Annotated in this window: 14 protein-coding genes; all 14 read left to right on the top strand. The window is 29.3% G+C overall.

The annotated features are described in order from the left end of the window. Nucleotides 1-172: 172 nt before the first annotated feature. Nucleotides 173-1,264, top strand: coding sequence for a cache domain-containing protein (locus tag J7M87_RS00580; RefSeq protein WP_291647644.1), 1,092 nt, complete (start codon nt 173-175; stop codon nt 1,262-1,264). A gap of 23 nt (nt 1,265-1,287) precedes the next feature. Continuing rightward, nucleotides 1,288-1,806, top strand: a complete 519-nt coding sequence (locus J7M87_RS00575) for a GGDEF domain-containing protein (RefSeq protein WP_291647642.1) — start codon at nt 1,288-1,290, stop codon at nt 1,804-1,806. Between the two features lie 370 nt (nt 1,807-2,176). After that, entirely contained in the window at nt 2,177-3,190 is a 1,014-nt protein-coding gene (locus J7M87_RS00570; RefSeq protein ID WP_291647640.1) for a ketoacyl-ACP synthase III, read from the top strand. 64 nt (nt 3,191-3,254) lie between these two features. Next, complete coding sequence (locus J7M87_RS00565; RefSeq protein ID WP_291647638.1) at nt 3,255-3,647, top strand: hypothetical protein; 393 nt, start codon at nt 3,255-3,257, stop codon at nt 3,645-3,647. A 142-nt stretch (nt 3,648-3,789) separates the two neighbouring features. Beyond that, nucleotides 3,790-3,951 carry a hypothetical protein gene (locus tag J7M87_RS00560; RefSeq protein WP_291647636.1) on the top strand — a complete coding sequence of 54 codons (162 nt, stop codon included), beginning with the start codon at nt 3,790-3,792 and terminating at the stop codon, nt 3,949-3,951. 584 nt (nt 3,952-4,535) lie between these two features. Next, the gene (locus J7M87_RS00555; protein WP_291647634.1) at nt 4,536-10,400 is read left to right on the top strand and encodes a glycoside hydrolase domain-containing protein; all 5,865 of its coding nucleotides are present in this window, start codon (nt 4,536-4,538) and stop codon (nt 10,398-10,400) included. 254 nt (nt 10,401-10,654) lie between these two features. Then, nucleotides 10,655-11,077: a MarR family transcriptional regulator gene (locus tag J7M87_RS00550; RefSeq protein WP_291647632.1), complete on the top strand. Its 423-nt coding sequence runs from the start codon at nt 10,655-10,657 to the stop codon at nt 11,075-11,077. A gap of 94 nt (nt 11,078-11,171) precedes the next feature. Next, nucleotides 11,172-11,771: a nitroreductase family protein gene (locus J7M87_RS00545; RefSeq protein WP_291647630.1), complete on the top strand. Its 600-nt coding sequence runs from the start codon at nt 11,172-11,174 to the stop codon at nt 11,769-11,771. Between the two features lie 319 nt (nt 11,772-12,090). Continuing rightward, nucleotides 12,091-12,798 carry a pirin family protein gene (locus tag J7M87_RS00540; RefSeq protein WP_291647628.1) on the top strand — a complete coding sequence of 236 codons (708 nt, stop codon included), beginning with the start codon at nt 12,091-12,093 and terminating at the stop codon, nt 12,796-12,798. 225 nt (nt 12,799-13,023) lie between these two features. Then, nucleotides 13,024-16,551 carry a pyruvate:ferredoxin (flavodoxin) oxidoreductase gene (nifJ, locus tag J7M87_RS00535; protein ID WP_291647627.1) on the top strand — a complete coding sequence of 1,176 codons (3,528 nt, stop codon included), beginning with the start codon at nt 13,024-13,026 and terminating at the stop codon, nt 16,549-16,551. Between the two features lie 544 nt (nt 16,552-17,095). Then, nucleotides 17,096-17,416: a PTS sugar transporter subunit IIB gene (locus tag J7M87_RS00530; RefSeq protein WP_008681074.1), complete on the top strand. Its 321-nt coding sequence runs from the start codon at nt 17,096-17,098 to the stop codon at nt 17,414-17,416. Nucleotides 17,417-17,442: 26 nt separating this feature from the next. Then, nucleotides 17,443-18,783: a PTS sugar transporter subunit IIC gene (locus J7M87_RS00525; protein WP_291647624.1), complete on the top strand. Its 1,341-nt coding sequence runs from the start codon at nt 17,443-17,445 to the stop codon at nt 18,781-18,783. Between the two features lie 22 nt (nt 18,784-18,805). After that, nucleotides 18,806-20,191 (top strand): dipeptidase PepV, encoded by a 1,386-nt coding sequence (pepV, locus tag J7M87_RS00520; RefSeq protein WP_291647622.1) that lies wholly within the window; start codon nt 18,806-18,808, stop codon nt 20,189-20,191. A 309-nt stretch (nt 20,192-20,500) separates the two neighbouring features. Then, a complete protein-coding gene (locus J7M87_RS00515) occupies nt 20,501-21,889 on the top strand; it encodes an aspartate ammonia-lyase (RefSeq protein ID WP_291647620.1) in 1,389 nt (462 codons plus the stop codon). The last annotated feature ends 45 nt before the right edge of the window (nt 21,890-21,934 follow it).

Genomic DNA, 21,934 nt, shown 5'->3' with positions numbered 1-21,934 from the left:
GAATCTTATAGTATATGGATTTTTAGTAAATTGCTTAGAAGTGCTAAGAAAATTAATTTATATAGTTTTAAGTGTTTTATATAGTTTATAGATATTGTTTACATATTAATATGCATGATAATATAAATATGGTTTAATTTTGAAATTATATACATATTTTGTGGGGAGTGGAATGAAGAAGTCTATAAGTTTAAGATCACTATTTGCTCTAAGCTTTTCAATAATAATTACAATTCTTATTGTAGTTATTACATCTGCCATAAGTGTTAGAAGTACAGAAGGATATAAAAATCAAATTGGGAATACACTTTCTGAAGTATCATATCAGATGGCTGATAAATTAGATCATTATATGTGGTCAAGGTATGGAGAAGTATCGCTTTTAAGTAAGATTTATACTTTTAGAAATTTAGAAAATATAACTGAGATAAGAAATCTTATTGAAGAATTACAAAAGAATGCTCCAGAATATGCATGGATAGGAGTCTTAGATACAGAAGGAAATGTAGTTATAGCTACAGATGGAATTTTAGAAGATAAAAATATATCAACAAGACCGGTATATAATCAAGCTTTAGAGAAACCTTTTATAGGAGATGTACATGAAGCTGTATTGCTTTCCAGTTTGCTTTCTAATCCTACAGGTGAGGAAATGAAATTTGTTGATATTAGTATTCCTATAAAATATGAGAATGGAAATTTACAATGTATATTAGCTACTCACTTAAGTTGGAAATGGGCAGATGAAATAAAAGATTCTATAATGAACCCATTAAAGTATAGGAATGACCTAGATTTATTTATTATAAGTAATGACAATACTGTATTACTTGGACCTTATGGAATGTTAGGAGAAAATCTTGAATTAGAGAGTATTGATAATTCTAAAAGCAATGAAAGTAATTGGATTGTTGAGACATGGCAAGATGGAAAGGAGTATTTAACTGGATATTCATCTGAAAATGGTTATAAAGATTATAAGGGATTAGGATGGACAATTTTAGTGCGTCAGCCATTAAGTATAGCTTATAAACCAGTAGAAGAACTTAGAAATTTTATTATTATAATAGGAGTTGTATTAGCTATTATATTTGCTTATATTGGATGGATTATTGCAGGAGTTATAGCAAAACCATTAAAGAAAATTGTTTTATCAGCAGATAAACTTAGGTTAGGAGAGCAAGTAGAAATACCAGAATATCATGGAATAAAAGATATAGAATTACTTTCAGTATCATTAAGAAGCCTTATAGATAGTTTATAAATACTGAAAATGCTCTTGGTGAGATGGAAGGAATAGCACATCGTGATCAATTAACAGGTTTACCAAACAGAGAAGCACTTATAAGATATTTTGAAAAGATAAAAGTAAAGGAAATAACTGAAGAATCAATTTATACATTTTATTATTTAGACTTGGATGGATTTAAATTAATAAATGATACATATGGACATGATTCAGGTGATTTGATGTTAAAGGAAGTTTCTAAAAGACTCAATATCAATGCTAGGGAAGATGTATTTGTAGCAAGGATGGGTGGGGATGAATTTATTGTAATTACAAATTCTAATTCAGATGAGCCTATAAAAGATAGTATAAACTTTGCAAATATATTAATTGAAGAAATAAATAAACCATATATTATACAAGGAAAAACAATGAATGTAGGATGCAGTATTGGGGGAGCTTTTTATCCAAATCATAGCAAAAATCCAATTGATGCAATTAAATTATCAGATGAGTATTTATATAAATCTAAAAGTGCAGGGAAAAATAGATATACTTATGCTAAGTTGAAAGATTGATATATAAATATTTTAGCATAACAAAATATTTTAGCTAATCAAAAACGATTCTAATAGTTTATTAATTTAGTGTTATATATTTAATGAAAATATATAGTATTAGATTTTGAAAAAAAAGGCAATTAGAATGATAAGGATTATGTATCACTAGAAAGCATAATCCTTATCTTTTTTTTACAAATTATAATAAATAATATATAAGAATATTTATAATCATAATAAAATTCTGATTAAAATGTTGTAATTTGGGATATTATACTATAATATGTATATATAATGAAAAATATGAAGGTTATTGTAATGATATATAGGGTAATAATTTATTAATATTAAAAAATACATAATAGTTAAGCGGTAAGGGGAGATATCTATGAGACATCAAAATATTAATATTATAAGTACAGGAGTATATCATCCTGCACATAGAGTACATAATGATTATTTTATTAATCATTTTAATCAAATGGGAATCGAAGTGGCAGGGTTATTAAAGCATTTAGAAAGAGAGTATAGATATATCTCTAATGATCCTAATGAAACTGTTATAACAATGGCTAACAAGGCAAGTATAGATGCATTAAAAGATGCAAAATTAAATATCAATGATATAGATTTACTTATTTTTGCAACAGATACACCAGAATATACATCACCATCTAATGCAATCAAGGTGCTAGAGATGTTAGGTGGTCAAGAAGCTAAAATACAAATGGCATATGACACAAATACAAATTGTCTAGGTATGATAACTGCATTAGATCAAGCAAGCAGAATACTAATGACTAATAAAAGATTTAAAAGAGCGCTAGTTGTGGGTGGAATTCTATTTAGTTCTGTGGGAAGTCCTAATGATTCAGTATCATATTCAAACTTTGGAGATGCAGCAGCTGCAGTTGCCTTAGAAAAGGTTGATGAAGATAAAAAGAGAGGATTTATTGATTCTACGCATTTAGCTCAAGCATCAGAATGTAATAATATACTTATGCCTAAAGCTGGATACTCAAAAATTATAAGAGATGGAATAAAAGAAGAGGATGATAAAAAATGGTCATGGAAGCCTTTTGATGGAAGTTTCATATCTGATGTTTGGGTAAAACTAATTAAAGAAGTTGCTGAAGATAATGGAATAAGGGTAAATGATATTAATCATCTTATTTTTTCTCAATTTACAATTCCTGATGCTAGACTTACATTAGAGAAGTTAGATATAGATAAAGGTAGGACAACTTATATTGGAGATGAATTCGGCTATACTGGAACTACAAGTCCTATAATAGCTCTTGATAGAGCATTGAAGTCAGAAAAAATAAAAAAAGGTGACTATGTTACATTAGCATCTATGGGGTCAGGCTCAGTAGTAACTGTACTATTATTTAAATTCTAAAGATAAATACACCAATGTTTCAGTGATATTGGTAAATTTATAAAAAAATTTAGGAGGGTTAATTATGATAAAATACCAAGGGAAAACTTCAAATTATCAATTAAATGTGGACAAGATAAAGAAGGTTTTTCATGCACAAGCTTCAGGATTTTTTAGTGAAGAAGATGGGGGATCTTTTTTAAAGGATTATGATGCTATTACTAAGACATTTCCATCAAAGGATTATGCTTTAGTAATTGATGCGGCAGAATTAAAGCCGTCAAGTCCAGCAGTAGCAAATATGTTAGGAACTTTATTACAAAGATATATGGAAGTTCCTTTTAAGAGCAGATTTTTAGTTACACAAGGCAATGTTGTTACTATATCTCAATTTAAGAGATTAGGAAAAGAAATACCTGGGTGGACGGAATCAATTCAATATGTAGATAATTTTAATGATGCCTTAGAAAGAATATAATACATAAACATTAATATTAAACTTATAAAAGTTATAGTGCATAAAGCCTTTGTTAATTTTGACAGAGGCTTTATGTATTTTTTTATTACCTAAATTAAATTTAAAATAATTAAAATGGATTACAGAAACGTCTAAGAGAAGAGTGATTACTTGGATAATATTACTTGTTTTAACTGTTGATGTAGCTTGTATTATAGAAGAGGTAAATTCAAAGTATATAAAGGTTCTTTGGATTGTACCGTTATCTATTTTTATTACGATAAATCATAGAATATCACAATTAGTAGAATTAAAAGATAAATAGAGTAAGTTAGATGGGAATTTAGATAAAGTAATTAATTATAATTAATCATTAAAAAATAGGGGTTTACTTTCATAGAAGTTTGATATAATAACTAAGAAAATCAATCAGATGCGAATTTTTTATATTCTATGTCCTACATATAGTTATATTATACATAAAAGAAAAATAATTATATTGTTGTAAATAACAATATAAAAGCACATAAAATCTCTAAATTGTTTGTTCTAGAGAGTTTATGTGCTTTTTTTAGATTTAAGGAAATATAAAATATCTATATGTTATTTAATTTATAAATATATGTATAGTTTATTGTTTATAAAAATAGTCATTAATATATGAATTATATAAAATGGAAAATATATACAAAAGGTTATAAAGTAAGCTAAAATAAAAGGTGTATAATAGCGTTATTAAAGTTAGAGATAAATTAAAAGTAGTAAATGGATTTTAAAAGAAAACGATGTAAATGTTTTAATTAGATATAAAGTTATTTAAGTATTTTTACGCTGTTATAGTATAGAGGTTTAAAAGGGGGGATTAAATAAAGAATTTAAAAAAATTTTTAAATTTAAGGAGGAAATAATTTGAAAAATAGTAAATTGAAAAGAATTGGCGTATTACTTTTATCCTTTATATTTTTTGTACAGTATACACAAGTAAGTATGGTATTAGTTCATGGAATGGAAAATAGTAATGTAAGGACAATTATTGATGATTCGGTTATTACAGGAGAAAGTAATTATTTTACTTATTATGGAGATAATTGGGTTTCGACAGGTAGTGAAAATAGTTCAGAGCATTATAATGTATTAAAAAATGGAGAAGAAAATCCAGAAAAAAAATATTATACTGTAGATTTTATAGGTAATAGAGTAGAAGTGTATGGAAATAAGACACCTCAAAATGGTAAAGCTAAGTACTCCATTTATAATGATAAAGGGGAACTTGTATCAGGTAGTGAACATATAGTTGATGCAAGAGTAGATAAAACAGATCCTTTATATGCTTGGGGAGGATTATCAGAAGGTAAATATACATTGAAGGTGGAAGCAATAGGTGTAAACTCTGATACTAATCACAAACAAGCAGTACTACAAGTAGATAGAGTTGAAATTACACACAATAAATATGTTGTAGAATCAATCAATTTAGAAAAAGACATAGAAATTATAGAAGGATCTAAGAAACAATTAAATCCTACATTTACTCCAAGTTATGCTGCGGCAGATGATTTAAAATATTCAAGTGATAATGAACAAGTAGCAGTAGTCTCAGATGAGGGATTAATTACAGCAGTTTCAGATGGAAAAGCAATTATACAAGTAACTTCAGAGGAGTTTAATATAACTAGTTCTGTAGCTATAACAGTTATACCAGGAAATCCTGAGATTCATGGTTCAATTGTTGATACTAATTCTCACTATACTCAGGATAGATACGCTGAAGTTATGACTCTTGGTACCATGAATGAAGAATTATATGGATGGAAAGCTGATAAGGTCATATCTGAAATCGTTTTGGCATCGAAAGAAGGTGCAATAAGTAATTTAATAGTAACTGCAAGTGATTTTAATTCTGAAAGTGGAGTTATATCTAAAGAAAATATAGTATCTACCTTTATAAAAGAAACAAAGGCATATATAGGGGATGCGGGGTATCATAATAGTCCTAATTCAAATCCAAGTCAAACGCCAAGTGATGATAGCTTGAAAAAAAGTGTGCCTGATATATTGTATACATCAAATCCAATAAATATGGTTGCAAATTCTCTTCAGCAAGTTTGGATTGAGATAAATATACCTAGAAATGCTAACCCTGGAATGTACACGGGAACATTAACGGTGAGTGGTGAAGGTGTAGATGATATAGAGTTTAACTATGCATTAGAGGTATTAGATGTAACTATGCCAGAAAGTATAGAATATGATTTTGATATAGAATTATGGCAGTATCCATATAGTTCGGCGGAGTACTATGGAGTAGAGCCATTTTCACAAGAGCATTTCGATATATTGACACCAATTATGAATAAGTACAAGGAATTAGGGGGACATGCTATTACGGCTTCAATAGTAGAAGAAGCATGGGGAGGACAGACGTATAGTCAAAATAAGGTAAGATATCCATCTATGGTAAAGTGGACTAAAAGAGCAGATGGAAAATTTGAATTTGATTTTACTGATTTTGATAAGTGGATTCAATTTAATAAAAATTTAGGAATAGGAGATAAAATTGTTTGTTATAGTATGATACCTTGGGGAAATAGAGTTACTTATTATGATGAAACAAGTTCATCTATTAAGTCAGAGGAGTTATCACCAGGGACAGCTAGGTATGAGGAAGTATGGTTACAATTTTTAAATAAGCTAGTAGCTCATTTAGATGAAAAAACATGGTTTGATGATGTTTATATAGGTATAGATGAAAGAGGAAATATGGATAAAGCTTTTGATGTAGTAGATAAGGTTAAAAATAGACATGGTAATATACTAAAGAAAGCAGCAGCAATGGATCACTTTAGTGAAAATTACAAGTATATAACGAATAGAGTAGATGATTTAAGTGTGGGATCAACAGCAGCCAAGGGATCTTTAGAAGCGTATAAGAATTTTGTGAATGAAAGGAATGAATCTGAAAAGGAATATAAAACTACAATTTATACATGTACAGAACATTTTCCTAATTCTTTAGCTTTAAGTATGCCAGGAGAGAGTTATTGGACAATGATGTTTACAGCAGCACAAGGTGCTACAGGGTACATGCGTTGGGCCTATGATGCATGGGTAGCTGATCCATTAAGAGATACAACACATTGGGCATTTGAAGCTGGAGATACATTTTTAATATATCCGGATGAAAAGGATTCTGAAGGTAGAAAGGTGAAAAGTTCAGTAAGACTGGAGAAAATGGCCGAAGGTATAAGAGATGTAAATAAATTGTATCTAATGAAAAAAGAGATTCCACGCCTAGAAGATGATATTAATAAATTATTTGAAATGGTTAAACTAAACTATTCTGGAGCTAAAAATGGTGTTGGGCAACATGGTGGAGCAAAATATGCTACTAATGAAACAAGAGAAGCACTGCCACAGGATATGCAAAATATCAAGGACGAAATAAAAAATATAAGTAAGAAATATATTTCATTAAGGGATAGTGGAAGTAATACTATAGATTCAGTCTCAATAAATGAAGGAAACAAAACTATATTAGTAGGAGATAAGTTGCAGTTAACTACAAGTGTTTTGCCAGAAAACACTTTAAATCCAACTGTAAAATGGATATCAAGTGATAATGATATTGTTTCTATTGAAAATTCGGGATTAATAACAGCAAATAAAGTTGGGATAGCAAATATAACAGCCACATCTGTTATTGATCAAACAAAGAGTTCAACTATAACTGTAGTGGTAAATAATAGACTTATAGAAAAAGAAGCTGAAGTAGCATACTATAGTTTTGATGATGTAAATGATAATACTATAAAGAATGATTGGGGAGATGGAGTTTATTATAATGGAGCTTTGACTGGCGGAGAAATTATAGAAGGCAAGTCAGGTAATGCTCTAAAGTTTACTTCAACTAGTGACCAATTAGTTATTAATGAACCAGCAGAGTTAGAATGGGATTGGACAATAGCTTTTTGGGTAAAGAGAGGAAATAGTACAGGGACATCCTCGGTTATGTGGGATGGAAGAGAGTCTACTGGTTCAACGCAACAAAACTCAGAATCTATAGATTTAGCTGTAGGAGTTGGAGCTAATTCAAAAAATGCTGGAGTCCATGTTAATTCAGGTACATTAAGTTTTAAGTATATAGTTCCTAATAACGAGTGGATTCATATGGCTGTTACAAATTCAAAATCAAATGGATTATCTTTATTTGTTAATGGAAGCCAAGTTGGTGATACTAATGCATATACTAAAACTAATTTAATGAGAGCACCATTAAAAATTATTGGTGGGCGCGGGTTTATTGGAGATTTAGATGAGATTAAGATATATAATAGAGCTTTGACTAAATCTGAAGTAAATCAGATAAAATCTATAAATGGATTAAATATTGATAGTAAATATAAAGAAATAAATATTGGAGAAAAGACTCAAATAATTACCAATTTAGTTTCAAATAATGATGATAAGACTATAAAGTTTACGAGTTTAGATACTAATATAGCCATAGTAGAATCAGATGGATCAGTAACAGGGGTTAGGTATGGAGATACTATAGTAAGAGTTGAAAATGAGGCAGGAGGATATTCTGAGGAAGTTAAAATTCGTGTTAATAAACCAATAAATTTACAAAATGCTTTAAAAACTTATGAAATAGATCCAAGTAAACAAATAGTTATAGATAGACAAGAAGGGCAATATCTTGGACAGCCTGATAGCATATTATTAGACGATGATAAGACAATTTTAACTGTTTATCCAAAAGGGCATGGATTTGGAGAGGCATTATTGAGTAAAAGCACAGATGGAGGATTAACATGGGAGAAAAGGATTTCAGTTAATGAGACTTGGAAAAATTCAGAGGAGACGCCTACAATTTATAAATTAAACTTTATAGATGGAAGTCAAAAGTTAATATCAATATCAGGAGGACCAGCTTGGCATGGAAGTACATTTAAAGGTTTCAAGACATCAATATCTGAAGATAATGGTGAAACTTGGAGTGACTATGTAGAATGGGAAACTGGTATAAATACTATTGTTGCAATGGCAAGTTTAATTCAATTAAAAGATGAAAATGGTAATTTTATCGATAAATGGATGGGAGTATTTCATGATTACTCATATATTAATTATAAATCCTATTTGACATTTGATGAGAATGGAGAAGAGCAATGGTCAACTCCTGAACCATATTTAAGTGAATATAGAGATGTTGAATCAGAAGCTCAAATTTGTGAAGTTGGAATGTTTAGATCACCAGATGGAAATAGAATAGTTGCACTTGCAAGAAGTCAATCACACAAGCATACATCTACTATTTTTTACTCAGATGATGAAGGTGAAACATGGAGTCGTCCAAGATATGTTCAAGGTTCTTTAAATGGAGAAAGACACAAGGCTACTTATGATCCAATAAGTGGAAGGTTATTAATTAGCTTTAGAGAAATTAAATTAGATACTAATAATGACGGTAGTACTAATGATAATGATTGGATGGCAGGAGATTGGGTTGGATGGGTTGGAACCTATGATGATTTAATGAATGGTAATGAAGGAGAATATAGAATTATTTTAGGTGATGACTATACTAACTCAGCTCGTGCAGGAGATTGCGGATATGCAGGAAATGTTGTCATGAATGATGGTACATTCTTCCTTAATTCATATGGTAACTTTGATACTAATACAAATAATAATACGTATATTATGGGTGTTAGATTTAAATTAGGAGAAATTGATAATGCTTTGGGATTAGTTAATCGCTATGACCTAGAAGAATTATTAGAAGAAGTTAAAAAAATAGATTCAACTTTATACACTGAAGAATCTTATAGCAATTTAATGGATAAATATAAATTTGCTAAATCGATTTTTGATTCTAATGAATCATCACAAATTCAAATAGATGAAGCAGAAAAATTGTTATCAGATGCTATTGAAACGTTAGTAGAAAAAGATGAAGAGATCAATCCTCCTACAGAGCAATTTAAAAAACACTTGGAGATAGCGGTATTAGAGGCTAAGAAAGTTACAGAGGAAGAGCTTTTAAGTGTTGTACCAATAGTTGTTAATGAGTTTAAGAAATCATTAAAAGAAGCAGAAAAAATATTAGAAAGTGAAAATGCAACACAAGAGGAAATAGATAAAGCATTTTATAAATTAAGTAAAGTAATGAGCATGCTATCATTTAAAAAAGGAGATAAAACTGCATTGAAAGAATTAATATTAAAGATTGATTCTTTAGATCAGAATGAATATCTAGAAGATGGTTGGAGAAAATTACAAAGTGAATTAGATTATGCTAAGAAAGTAATAAATGATGAAAATGCTTTGGAGAAAGAAGTTGCTAAAACATATGATAAGTTAGTTAAAAGGTTTCTAAGGTTAAGATTAAAGCCAAGTAAGGCGAGATTAGAAGAATTAATAAATAAAATAGAAATGTTAAATGCTAATGATTATACAGATGAAAGTTGGAATAAATTGCAGTTATACTTAAAATCATCTATGACTGTTATGGTGGATGAAAAGGCAACTAAGGAGGAAATTGAGAAATCAGTAGAAGAGTTAGAACTAGCCTTAAATAGTTTAATTAAAAAAAGTAGTTCATCTAATAGTTTAGATAATGATATTTCAAGTCATAAGAATACAATAATAACAACCAATACTATAAAGGATAGTAAGTTGCCTAATACCGGATCAGAAAAGAGTGAATTTATAGTAATAGGAGTTATTTTACTTTTATCAGGGTTAGTGGTTTACAGAAAGAGAATGTAATATATTTGATATGTAAAAATATATAAATATTATGAGAAAATATTAATGAATAGAAAAAGTGGGTTCGGTTGAATCCACTTTTATTCAAAAGAGCCATCAATATTTTTTCGTATATATTTGATTTTTTGCTTTTGAATATTTATATTTGGAAAAATAAGGATTTATTAAGCGATAATTATTATCAATAAATATCTTGACTTAAAGATATTTTAGGAATATAATTATCTTGAAATCAAGATAATGTAGGTGAAGATATGAGTGATATAAATTTAAAACTAGTTATTGCTATGGCTAGAACTTATAATGATATGTTTTTTGAAATAGAAAAAAATGTTCAAGAATTTGGACTGAATATTAGCGAATTTGGCGTTTTAGAAATGCTATATCATAAAGGTGATCAACCAGTACAAAAAGTAGCTGAAAAGATTTTGGTAACAAGTGGAACAATAACATATGTAATAAATAAATTAGAAAAAAAGAAATTAGTTGTTAGAAGGAAATGTGAAAAAGATAAAAGAATATTTTACGTTTCTTTAACAGAGGAAGGTAAGGAATTTATTTCATATATATTTCCAAAACATAAAGAGTTTTTAGATGATTTATTTAGTGAATTAAATGAAGAGTCAAAGAAAGATTTAGTAGATAAATTAATTCAATTAAGAAAGGCATTAAAATAATATTTTTTGAATAAGATGCCTATAGAGATTAAGTAAAATTTATTTGAAGAACTTAACCTTAATGATTATATAATGTGATAGGAGAATGATATAAATGAGTAAAAATTTTTATGATGCAATAAAAGAAAGAAGAAGTATATATTCAATTAGTAAGGAGTCACCTGTATCAGACGAAAGAATTCAAGAAGTAATAGAGGATGCAGTAAAGCACGTTCCATCTGCTTTTAACTCACAAACTTCAAGAGTTGTTGTATTATTTGGAGAAAAACATGATAAGTTATGGGATATTGCAATGGAAGCTTTAAGGAAAATAGTTCCAGAAGAAAGTTTTGCTTCAACTGAACAAAAAATAAATTCATTTAAAGCTGGTCACGGAACAGTATTATATTTCGAAGATTTTAGTGTAGTAGAATCATTACAAAAACAATTTGAACTTTATAAAGATAACTTCCCAGTTTGGGCAGAGCAAACTTCAGGAATGTTACAATTTGCTATTTGGACAGCGTTATCAATTGAAGGACTTGGAGCAACATTACAACATTATACTGAATTAATTGAAGATGAAGTTAGAAAAGAATTTGATATACCAAGTAACTGGAAAATGATTGCTCAAATGCCATTTGGTAAAGGAACTGCTCCAGCTGGAGAAAAAGAATTTTCACCAATAGAAAACAGAGTAAAGATAATGAAATAAGTGAATATAAAGGCTACGATAACTAGATATGTTCCATAAGCCAAATAGCTGTGCAAAGAAGTACTAGGATTGGAAAAACTACTATGCCAAGAGTTTTGGTTAACTCGCTGCGCTCAAACAAACCAACAACACTAAGGCCTAGTAGTTTTTCCTTCACCAAGTACTTCTAATTGCTCGCTATATGCTTATTTCACATATTCTATTTATCTTCGCCAACTTATAATTCTTTACTTAAAATTATTAAATGAAGAATTAGTTTCATTGATACATATCATTAAGTTTAATTTTTCATTTTATAAGAAACTAAGGAGGGTTGATTATGTTAAGAAAGTTAGATCATAGGAACATGGGAAAAAGTAATTTAGGTTGGCTTAAGAGTATATTCCATTTTTCTTTTGCAGAATATTTTAATATAGATAATATGAATTTTGGAGTATTGAGAGTTATAAATGATGACTTGATTGAAGGGAATACTGGCTTTGATTTACATCCACATAAGGATATGGAGATAGTATCTTATGTAGTTGATGGAGAATTAACTCATGGCGATACTATGGGAAATAAAAATACTATTTCTAGAGGCCATGTTCAATATATGAGTGCAGGAACAGGTGTATATCATAGTGAATATAATTTAGGAGACAGTACAGCTAGGTTATTACAAATATGGGTTATTCCAGATAAAAAAGGATATAAGCCAGCATATGGTGATTATAGATTTAACTGGAACGATAGAAAAAATAAATGGCTTAATATAGTTTCAAGCAAAGATGGAGAGGCTGCTATTAAAATAAATCAAGATGCAAACTTTTATGTAGTAGAATTAGATGAAGGAAAAGAAATAGATTTTCAAGTTGCTTCTAATAGACAAGCTTATTTAGTTCAAATAGAAGGAAATTCTACAATTAATAGTTTAGAATTAAATGAAAGAGATGCACTTGAAATAGTTGAAGAAGATATTTTAATAAAGGCTGATAAAAAATCACATATACTTGTGATTGAAATGAAGAAGGAATTAAAGTGGTAAAGTAGGAGAATTATCTCCTGCTTTTTTATTTTGAATAAAGAATATTGTTTAATAATTATTTAAGAATAATTATTATCTTTTAAATAGAAGAAAATTTTGGTATAGTATTTTAAATACATGTTTTTAAAATTGAATAATAGACGAGTTCTATGCAAATACTTAAATTATTATAAGTTTATTTATAAATGCAGTTATTTTTAAATCATAAGGAGGACTAATAAAGATATGAGAAAAACAAAAACAATGGATGGGAATACTGCTGCAGCATATGTTTCCTATGCTTTTACAGAAGTAAGTGCAATTTTTCCAATTACTCCATCTTCACCTATGGCAGAACATATGGATGAATGGGTAGCACAAGGAAGAAAAAATATTTTTGGAAAACCAGTTAATATAGTAGAAATGCAATCAGAAGCTGGGGCAGCTGGGGCAGTACATGGATCTCTTCAAGCTGGAGCTTTGACTACTACATTTACTGCATCTCAAGGTTTATTATTAATGGTTCCTAATATGTATAAAATGGTGGGTGAAAGACTTCCAGCAGTTATACATGTTGCAGCTAGAGCAATAGCAACATCATCATTAAGTATATTTGGTGACCATCAAGATGTTATGGCTGCAAGACAAACCGGTTTTGCAATATTATCAGAAGGGTCAGTACAAGAAGTTATGGATTTAGCACCAGTTGCACATTTAACTGCAATTAAAGCCAGAATGCCATTTCTTAATTTCTTCGATGGGTTTAGAATATCTCATGAAATTCAAAAAATAGAAGTTTTAGAATATGAAGAATTAGCTAAATTAGTTGATTATAATGCAATTAATGATTTTAGAAAAAATTCATTAAATCCTGATCATCCAGTTGTAAGGGGAACATCACAAAATCCAGACACGTATTTCCAATTAAGTGAATCATTAAATAAATATTATGATGACATTCCAGAAATAGTTGAAGGATATATGGCAAAAATTACAGAGCTTACAGGAAGAGAATATCACTGCTTTGATTATTATGGAGATCCAGAAGCAGATAGAATACTTGTAGCTATGGGTTCTGTAATGGAAGTTGCAGAAGAAGCTATAGATTATTTAAGAAAAAAAGGGGAAAAGGTTGGACTTGTAAAAGTAAGACTTTATAGACCATTTTCAATAGAAAAATTACTAAAGGTTATACCAGAGACTGTTAAGAAAATAGCAGTGTTAGATAGAACAAAAGAACCAGGATCAATTGGTGAGCCATTATACTTAGATGTTGTTAGAGCAGTAAGTGAAATGGATAATGTACCTAAGGTATATGGGGGAAGATTTGGACTTGGATCAAAGGACCCATATCCATCACATATAGCAGCAATATTTGAGAATTTAAGTCAAGATAAGCCAAAGAACAGATTTACTATTGGTATAGAAGATGATGTTACTAATTTATCAATTTCACCAAAAGAAGAAATTGATGTTGCAGAAGAAGGAACAACAGCATGTAAGTTCTGGGGACTAGGATCAGATGGAACAGTAAGTGCTAATAAGAGTGCAATTAAGATAATTGGTGACCATACAAATATGTATGCTCAAGGATATTTTGCTTATGACTCTAAAAAATCAGGAGGAATAACTGTATCTCACTTAAGATTTGGTAAGACCCCAATAAAATCACATTATGAAATAGATCAGGCAGACTTTGTAGCATGTCATAATCAATCTTATGTGTATAATTATAATTTATTAAAAGGACTTAGAAAAAATGGTACCTTTGTTTTAAATACAATTTGGACTGAAGAAGAGCTAAATGATAGACTTCCTGCAAGCATTAAGAGGTATATAGTTGAAAATAATATAGACTTTTATATTATTAATGCAATAAAAATAGCACAACAAATAGGCCTTGGTGGAAGAATTAATATGATAATGCAATCAGCTTTCTTTAAGCTTGCTAATATAATTCCACTTGAAGATGCTGTTAAATATTTAAAGGAAGCAGTTGTTACATCTTATGGTAAAAAAGGTGAAAAAGTAGTAAACATGAACTACGAAGCTATAGATAAAGGTATTGAATCTTTAGTTAAGATAAATCCACCTGAAGAATGGAAAAATGCTGAAGATGATAAATTAGAAGAAAAAATGGATGTTCCTAAATTCGTTGAGGAAATATGTATTCCAATAAATAAATTAGAAGGAAATCACTTGCCTGTATCTAAATTTATAGAATATGGAGCAGAAGATGGTACATTCATGTCTGGTACAACCGCCTTTGAAAAGAGGGGAATTGCAGTTAATGTTCCAGAGTGGATTCCAGAAAACTGTATCCAATGTAATCAATGTTCGTTTGTATGTCCACATGCTGTTATAAGACCATTTTTAGCTACACCTCAAGAAGTTAAAAATGCACCAAGTAGCTATAAGAGTTTAAAGGCTAATGGAATTAAGGGAGATAAGGAATATTTATATACAATAGGAATAACTCCTCTAGACTGTACTGGATGTGGAAACTGTGCTCAAATTTGTCCTGCACCAGGAAAAGCATTGGTTATGAAGCCTATGGATACACAAAGTGATCAAATAGAAGCTTGGAATTATGCTGTTGAAGAAGTTACTCAAAAGACAAATCCTATGAGTAAAACTACTGTTAAAGGTAGTCAATTTGAGCAGCCATTACTTGAATTCTCAGGAGCATGTGCAGGTTGTGGAGAAACAGCTTATGCTAAACTTGTTACTCAATTATTTGGAGATAGAATGATGATTGCAAATGCTACAGGTTGTTCATCAATTTGGGCAGCATCAGGAGCAGCAACAGCCTATAGACCAAATTATGATGGTCATGGTCCTGCTTGGGCAAACTCTTTATTTGAAGATAATGCAGAATTCGGCTTAGGAATGTATTTAGGTGTTAAAACAATTAGAGAAAGAATTGCAGATAACATTAAGATTGCTTTAGAAGGTAATATGCCTGAAAATACAAAAGCTGTATTAAAGGATTGGTTAGACCATAAGGATAGTGGAGAAGGAACAAGACAAAGAGCAGAAAACTTAACAAGAGTTTTAGAAGAAGACAATTCTGAAATTGCAAAGGAAATTTTAAAAGATAAAGAATTCTTCGTTCATAGATCTCAATGGATATTTGGAGGAGATGGTTGGGCTTACGATATTGGATATGGTGGCTTAGATCACGTTTTAGCATCAGGTGAAAATGTTAATGTTTTAGTGTTTGATACAGAAATATATTCAAATACAGGTGGTCAATCATCAAAATCAACTCCACAAGCAGCAGTAGCAAAATTTGCAGCAACAGGAAAGAGAACAAAGAAGAAAGATCTAGGTTTAATAGCAATGACTTATGGCTATGTATATGTAGCACAAGTTTGTATGGGTGCTAACTTAAATCAAACACTTAAAGCAATTGCAGAAGCAGAAGCTTATAATGGACCTTCATTAATAATAGCTTATTCAACTTGTATAAGTCATGGAATAAAGATGGGTATGTCTAATACCCCATATGAAGAAAAGAGAGCAGTTGAATCTGGATATTGGCATTTATACAGATATAATCCTGACCTTAAGGTTGCAGGAAAGAATGCATTTAGCTTAGATTCAAAAGAACCAAATAGCAGTCTTAAGGAGTTCTTAATGGGAGAAGTAAGATATGCTTCATTAGCAAAAGCTTTCCCTGAAATAGCAGAAGAATTATTTGCTAAAACAGAAGAAGATGCTAAAGAAAGATATGAAAGATATAAGAAGCTTTCTCAAGATGCCTTATTATAAGATTGTTATAAATAATTATAGTTTGCTAGAATATTATTCAATATAATAATTAGTATAAGATAAGTAGACACATTATATAATATTAAGTAAAATAATAATGAGTTCTAAAATGATGTGTACTACATAGGTGAAGGCAGAAATATAAATTTAAAAATAAAAAAATAAATTATGAATATAGCCTTTAATATGTTCTATAGATTTACTTGTAATACAACAGGAAATTTTAAGAATGATTAAGGCTATATTTTTTATTATGAAAGCTGATATTATATATCATAGAAGAAATCTTCTAATTGTATTCTAGGATAATAGTTATTGTATATATAAATTAAAAAAATGATACACTAGTATAAATTAATTAGAAAATTATAAAATGAGTGTGTTAAGATACAATACACTGGAAGGAACTATAAATTTATACCCTCAATATATTAGAAAAGTATTAATAAAATAAAGAGATTGGAGAATTATTAAAAAGTTGGTATAAAACTTGCTTAGTATAATTGTATAATTAATAAATTAAATTTATTTGGGAGGAATTATTATGAAAAACATATTTTTATTTTGTGACGCAGGAATGTCAACAAGTTTATTAGTAACAAAAATGAGAGAGGTTGCTACTAAGCATAATGTAAATGTTAACATAGAAGCGCTTCCTTTTGCAAAGTCTTTTGAAACATTAAATGAAAAACAAGTAGATTGTGTTCTTTTAGGACCTCAAGTAAAATTCTTACTAAAAGATATAGAAGGACCTTGTAAAGAAAAAAATATTCCTGTAGATGTTATAAACGCAGCTGATTATGGAACAATGAATGGTGAAAAGGTATTAAAGCAAGCAATAAAAATGATAAGAGCTAATCAATAAGCTCAATAAGGAGAAGAGGGTATAAAATGAATAAGTTTGAAGCAATGTTAGAAGAAAAAGTTATTCCTATAGCTCAAAAGATATCTGCACAAAGGCATTTAAGAGCTATCCGTGATTCTTTTGCAACAATAATGACTTTCTTAATAATAGGATCTGTATTTATGATAATTGCTGATTTTCCTATACCAGGATGGGAAGATCTACAGGTGAAACTTTTTGGTGAGGGTTTTTATCAATTAATTAAAACTCCTGTAAGAGTAACTTTTGATTTTATGGCTGTTTATATAGCAGGGGCTATAGCATATAACCTGTCAAAGAGATATAGAATAGATGCTTTTACAGTATCTTTAATAAGTATAGCAAGTTTCATTATATTAATGCCATTTGATAAGTATATTGAAATAGAAGGTACTTCACATTATGTAGGAAGAATGATTGAAATTGGTAACTGGGTAGGAGCTAAAGGTATTATAGTTGCTATATTTGTAGGTATCGCAGTTACAGAAATATTTAATATATTTGTTAAGAAAAATATTTCAATTAAGATGCCACCAAGTGTTCCAGAAGCAGTTTCAAAAGCTTTCTCAGCACTTATTCCTGGATTTGTTATTATTACATTAATGCTAATAGTTCGTACATTATTCCAAATGACTTCATATGGTTCAATATTTGATATGATTTATACAATGATAGCAGCTCCAGCACAAGCTTTAGTTGGAAATAATATATTTGGAGCTATAGGATTAGCAGTGTTATCTACTTTATTCTGGTTCTTAGGAGTTAATGCAACTTCAACATTAAATGGTGTTGTAAGACCGTTCTGGTTACAATTACAAGAAGAAAATATGGCTGCAATTCAAGCTGGGCTTCAACCTCCACATATTTTAACTGAACAGTTCTATGACTTAGTATATATGGGGGGAATAGGAGCAACACTTGCTGTTTGTATATTCTTAGCATTAAGAGCTAGATCAAAGCAATACAAGGAAATTGGTAAGTTATCAACAGTACCAGGTATATTCAACATTAATGAACCAATTATGTTTGGATTACCTATGGTTTTAAATCCAATTGCATTTATTCCATTAATATTAGCACCAGTAGTTCTTATTTGTATAAATTACTTTGCAATGAGTACTGGAATAGTACCAAAACCAAACGGAATTTACTTACCTTGGACAACTCCTCCAATAATTCAAGGATACTTAATTACTGGAAGTATAAGGGGAGCATTATTACAATTATTTGATATGTTTGTTGTTATGGGAATATGGTATCCATTTATTAAGATGATGGATAAGAAGCAATATGAATTAGAAGTAAAAGAAGCTGAAGAAGATGATGATGATTTTGATTTCTCACTATAATATAAAAGTGAGGTAATAAATTATGTATTTATTTGATAATCTAAAGTTAGAAGATGAATTTTTTAATGATTTATTTAGAATCCTTAAAATAAACACAGTGAAAAGTGAAAAACAAGATGCTGCTCCCTTTGGGAGTGGCATAAAATTAGGATTAGAATGTATATTAGATATATGTAAAAGTTATGGATTTAACACTACAAACTTAGATAATTATATTGGATATGCTGAATATAAAAATGAAGATAGTGAAGATTATGTAGGTGTGCTTGGACATATAGACGTAGTTCCTGTTGGAGATGGATGGGACACAGATCCTTTTAGTCCAGTAATCAAGGAAGGAAAGTTATATGCAAGAGGAGCAGTAGACGATAAGGGACCATTATTTGCTTCATTATATGCATTAAAGTTATTGAAGGATTCAGATATTAAGTTATCTAAAAATGTTAGAATTATATTTGGAACTAATGAGGAATCAGGAACAGAGGATATAGATTATTATTTGGAGCGAGAGAAGCCGCCAGTATTATGTTTTACACCTGATGCATACTTCCCAATAGTTACTTCAGAAAAAGGAATACTAACCTTTGAACTTACTCATAAAGTATCTCCAAGTGAAAAATATAAACTTGAATATATTAAGGGTGGTAAAAAGTCTAATATAGTTCCAGATATTTGTGAAGTTAAAATATCTTTTAAAGATAAAAGCTTTTTAAATAATTTCAATAATGAAGATTTAAATAAGGTATATAATATTGAAACTTTAGAAAATGAAGATTCAATATTAATAAAATCTTTTGGAAAATCTGCTCATGCTAGCACTCCAGAAGAAGGAGATAATGCAGTATGTAAGATGATGGAGTATTTATATAAAGCTTTAAATTTTAATGATGACTTTACAGCATTTTTAAGGGATTTTAATAATCTTATTGGAAGAGGCTATAATGGAGAAAATTTAGAAATTAATTTTGAAGATGAGGAATCAGGAAAATTAACTATGAATTTAGGGATTGTTAATGGAGATTCTGAAGAGATACGAATGAGATTTAATGTAAGATATCCAGTAACTATTGATTTTAAGGAAATAGTTAAAAAAGTTGAAGAAAAAGTAGACTTAAGTACTTTAAATTTTATTATGGGAAATCATAATTATCCATTACATTTTCCGAAAGATCATAATCTTATAAAAAGCTTAAAGAAAGCTTATGAAGGGGCATTCAAGAAAGAAGCTAAACTTTTAGCTTCAGGTGGAGGAACCTATGCTAAATTAATGCCAAATACAGTAGCTTTTGGTCCTCTTAATGAAGGAGAACCTGATTTAGCCCATCAAAAAAATGAGTATATAGAAATAAATCAGCTTAGGAAATGTGTAGAAGCATATGCAAGGGCAATTTATGAACTAGCAAAATAATATAATGAAAAAAATCTTAGAATAATTTAAAATTATTCTAAGATTTTTTTATTGTTGTAATCATAAATAAATTTAAATAGAGTGTAAAAAAAGAATGAATTGCAAATTAGTGTGTTAAATAAATTGCAAAATAAATTTAGTGTATAAAAAGTGGTGGAATAGTCAAAGAAAAATAATACAGTTATTGGTAGTGAATAAATATTTTATAAAAAGTAACTATAAATCAATATTAATATATTTGGCATATATATTGCTTTCTAAAATAGTAAGAAAATATTTAAAGGTATTTATTACTTAGGAGGTATTAAGATGGAATATAGAAAAGAAAGAGACTCTATTGGCGAAAAATATGTTGAAAAGGATGCTTACTATGGAGTTCAAAGTTTAAGAGGATATGAAAACTTTAGAATAAGTGGATTAAATATAAATAAAGAATTTATAAAGAATTTAGCTATAGTAAAAAAAGCATGTGCAATCACAAATGAGAAAACAGGAGAATTAAAAAAAGAGTTAAGTAATGCTATTATTAAAGCTTGTAATGAGATATGTGATGGAAAATATTTTGATCAATTTATTATAGATCCTATTCAAGGTGGAGCTGGAACTTCAATGAATATGAATATAAATGAAATAATAGCAAATAGAGCAAATGAAATATTAGGATATAAAAAAGGTGGGTATTATCCAGTTCACCCAAATGATCATGTAAATATGGGACAATCAACAAATGATGTAATTCCTACAGCAGCTAGTATAACGGCATATAAGTTATTAGTTAAATGCATAAAAAATATTAAAGTTTTAGAAAGTGAATTAAATGAAAAGGCTAAGGAATTTACTGATATTATAAAAATGGGAAGAACAGAAATGCAAGATGCAGTTCCTATAAGTTTAGGTTCTGAATTTAAAGCATTTTCACTAGCTATAGGTAGAGATGCTAACAGATTAGAAAATGTTAAGGACTCATTATTAAAAGTGAATTTAGGGGGAACAGCTGTAGGAACAGGAATAACAGCTACTAAGGGATATATAAAAGAAGTAACGAAGGTATTAGCAGAATTATTTGGAGAAGATATAAATCAGTCAGAAGATTTAATTGATGGAACTCAAAATCTTGATAAGTATGCTGATATTTCTTCACAGTTAAAGGTTTGTGCTGTTAACTTAAGTAAGATTTCAGGTGATTTAATATTGATGTCATCAGGTCCAAGAACTGGTTTTGGAGAAATAAAATTACCTTCAAAGCAAAATGGTTCTTCAATCATGCCTGGAAAAGTTAATCCAGTAATGCCTGAAGTAATGAAGCAAATAGCATTTCAAATAATGGGAAATGATTTAACAATAACTATGGCAACTCAAAGTGGACAATTAGAGTTAAATGCTTTCTATCCAATAATCATGCATAACATATATGAATCTATAATAATATTAACAAATGGTATAGAAACATTTGTAGAAAATTGCATTAAGGGAATTGAGGCTAACGAAATAAGATGTAATGACCTTGTAAATGGAAGTATAGGAATTGTAACTGCTTTAGCACCAGTATTGGGATATGAAAAAGCTGCATATATTGCTAAGAAGGCCTTAAATACAGAAAGATATGTTAAGGATGTTGCTATTGAAGAATGTGGTATGCAAGAAAATGAAGTAAGTAAGATATTAAATATTAAAGATATGATAAACTTAGTAAGCTAATAAAGATATTGTATCTAAGTATCTAGTTCTAAAAGTAATAGCTTG

Origin of the sequence: Clostridium sp., from assembly GCF_017888565.1 — a bacterium.
GTDB lineage: Bacteria > Bacillota > Clostridia > Clostridiales > Clostridiaceae > Clostridium.
This window is presented reverse-complemented; position numbering and strand designations above follow the sequence as displayed.

Coding starts and splice junctions, on each gene's coding strand:
- J7M87_RS00580 (WP_291647644.1), top strand. CDS start 173: ATGAAGAAGTCTATAAGTTTAAGATCACTATTTGCTCTAAGCTTTTCA.
- J7M87_RS00575 (WP_291647642.1), top strand. CDS start 1,288: ATGGAAGGAATAGCACATCGTGATCAATTAACAGGTTTACCAAACAGA.
- J7M87_RS00570 (WP_291647640.1), top strand. CDS start 2,177: ATGAGACATCAAAATATTAATATTATAAGTACAGGAGTATATCATCCT.
- J7M87_RS00565 (WP_291647638.1), top strand. CDS start 3,255: ATGATAAAATACCAAGGGAAAACTTCAAATTATCAATTAAATGTGGAC.
- J7M87_RS00550 (WP_291647632.1), top strand. CDS start 10,655: ATGAGTGATATAAATTTAAAACTAGTTATTGCTATGGCTAGAACTTAT.
- J7M87_RS00545 (WP_291647630.1), top strand. CDS start 11,172: ATGAGTAAAAATTTTTATGATGCAATAAAAGAAAGAAGAAGTATATAT.
- J7M87_RS00540 (WP_291647628.1), top strand. CDS start 12,091: ATGTTAAGAAAGTTAGATCATAGGAACATGGGAAAAAGTAATTTAGGT.
- nifJ (WP_291647627.1), top strand. CDS start 13,024: ATGAGAAAAACAAAAACAATGGATGGGAATACTGCTGCAGCATATGTT.
- J7M87_RS00530 (WP_008681074.1), top strand. CDS start 17,096: ATGAAAAACATATTTTTATTTTGTGACGCAGGAATGTCAACAAGTTTA.
- J7M87_RS00525 (WP_291647624.1), top strand. CDS start 17,443: ATGAATAAGTTTGAAGCAATGTTAGAAGAAAAAGTTATTCCTATAGCT.
- pepV (WP_291647622.1), top strand. CDS start 18,806: ATGTATTTATTTGATAATCTAAAGTTAGAAGATGAATTTTTTAATGAT.
- J7M87_RS00515 (WP_291647620.1), top strand. CDS start 20,501: ATGGAATATAGAAAAGAAAGAGACTCTATTGGCGAAAAATATGTTGAA.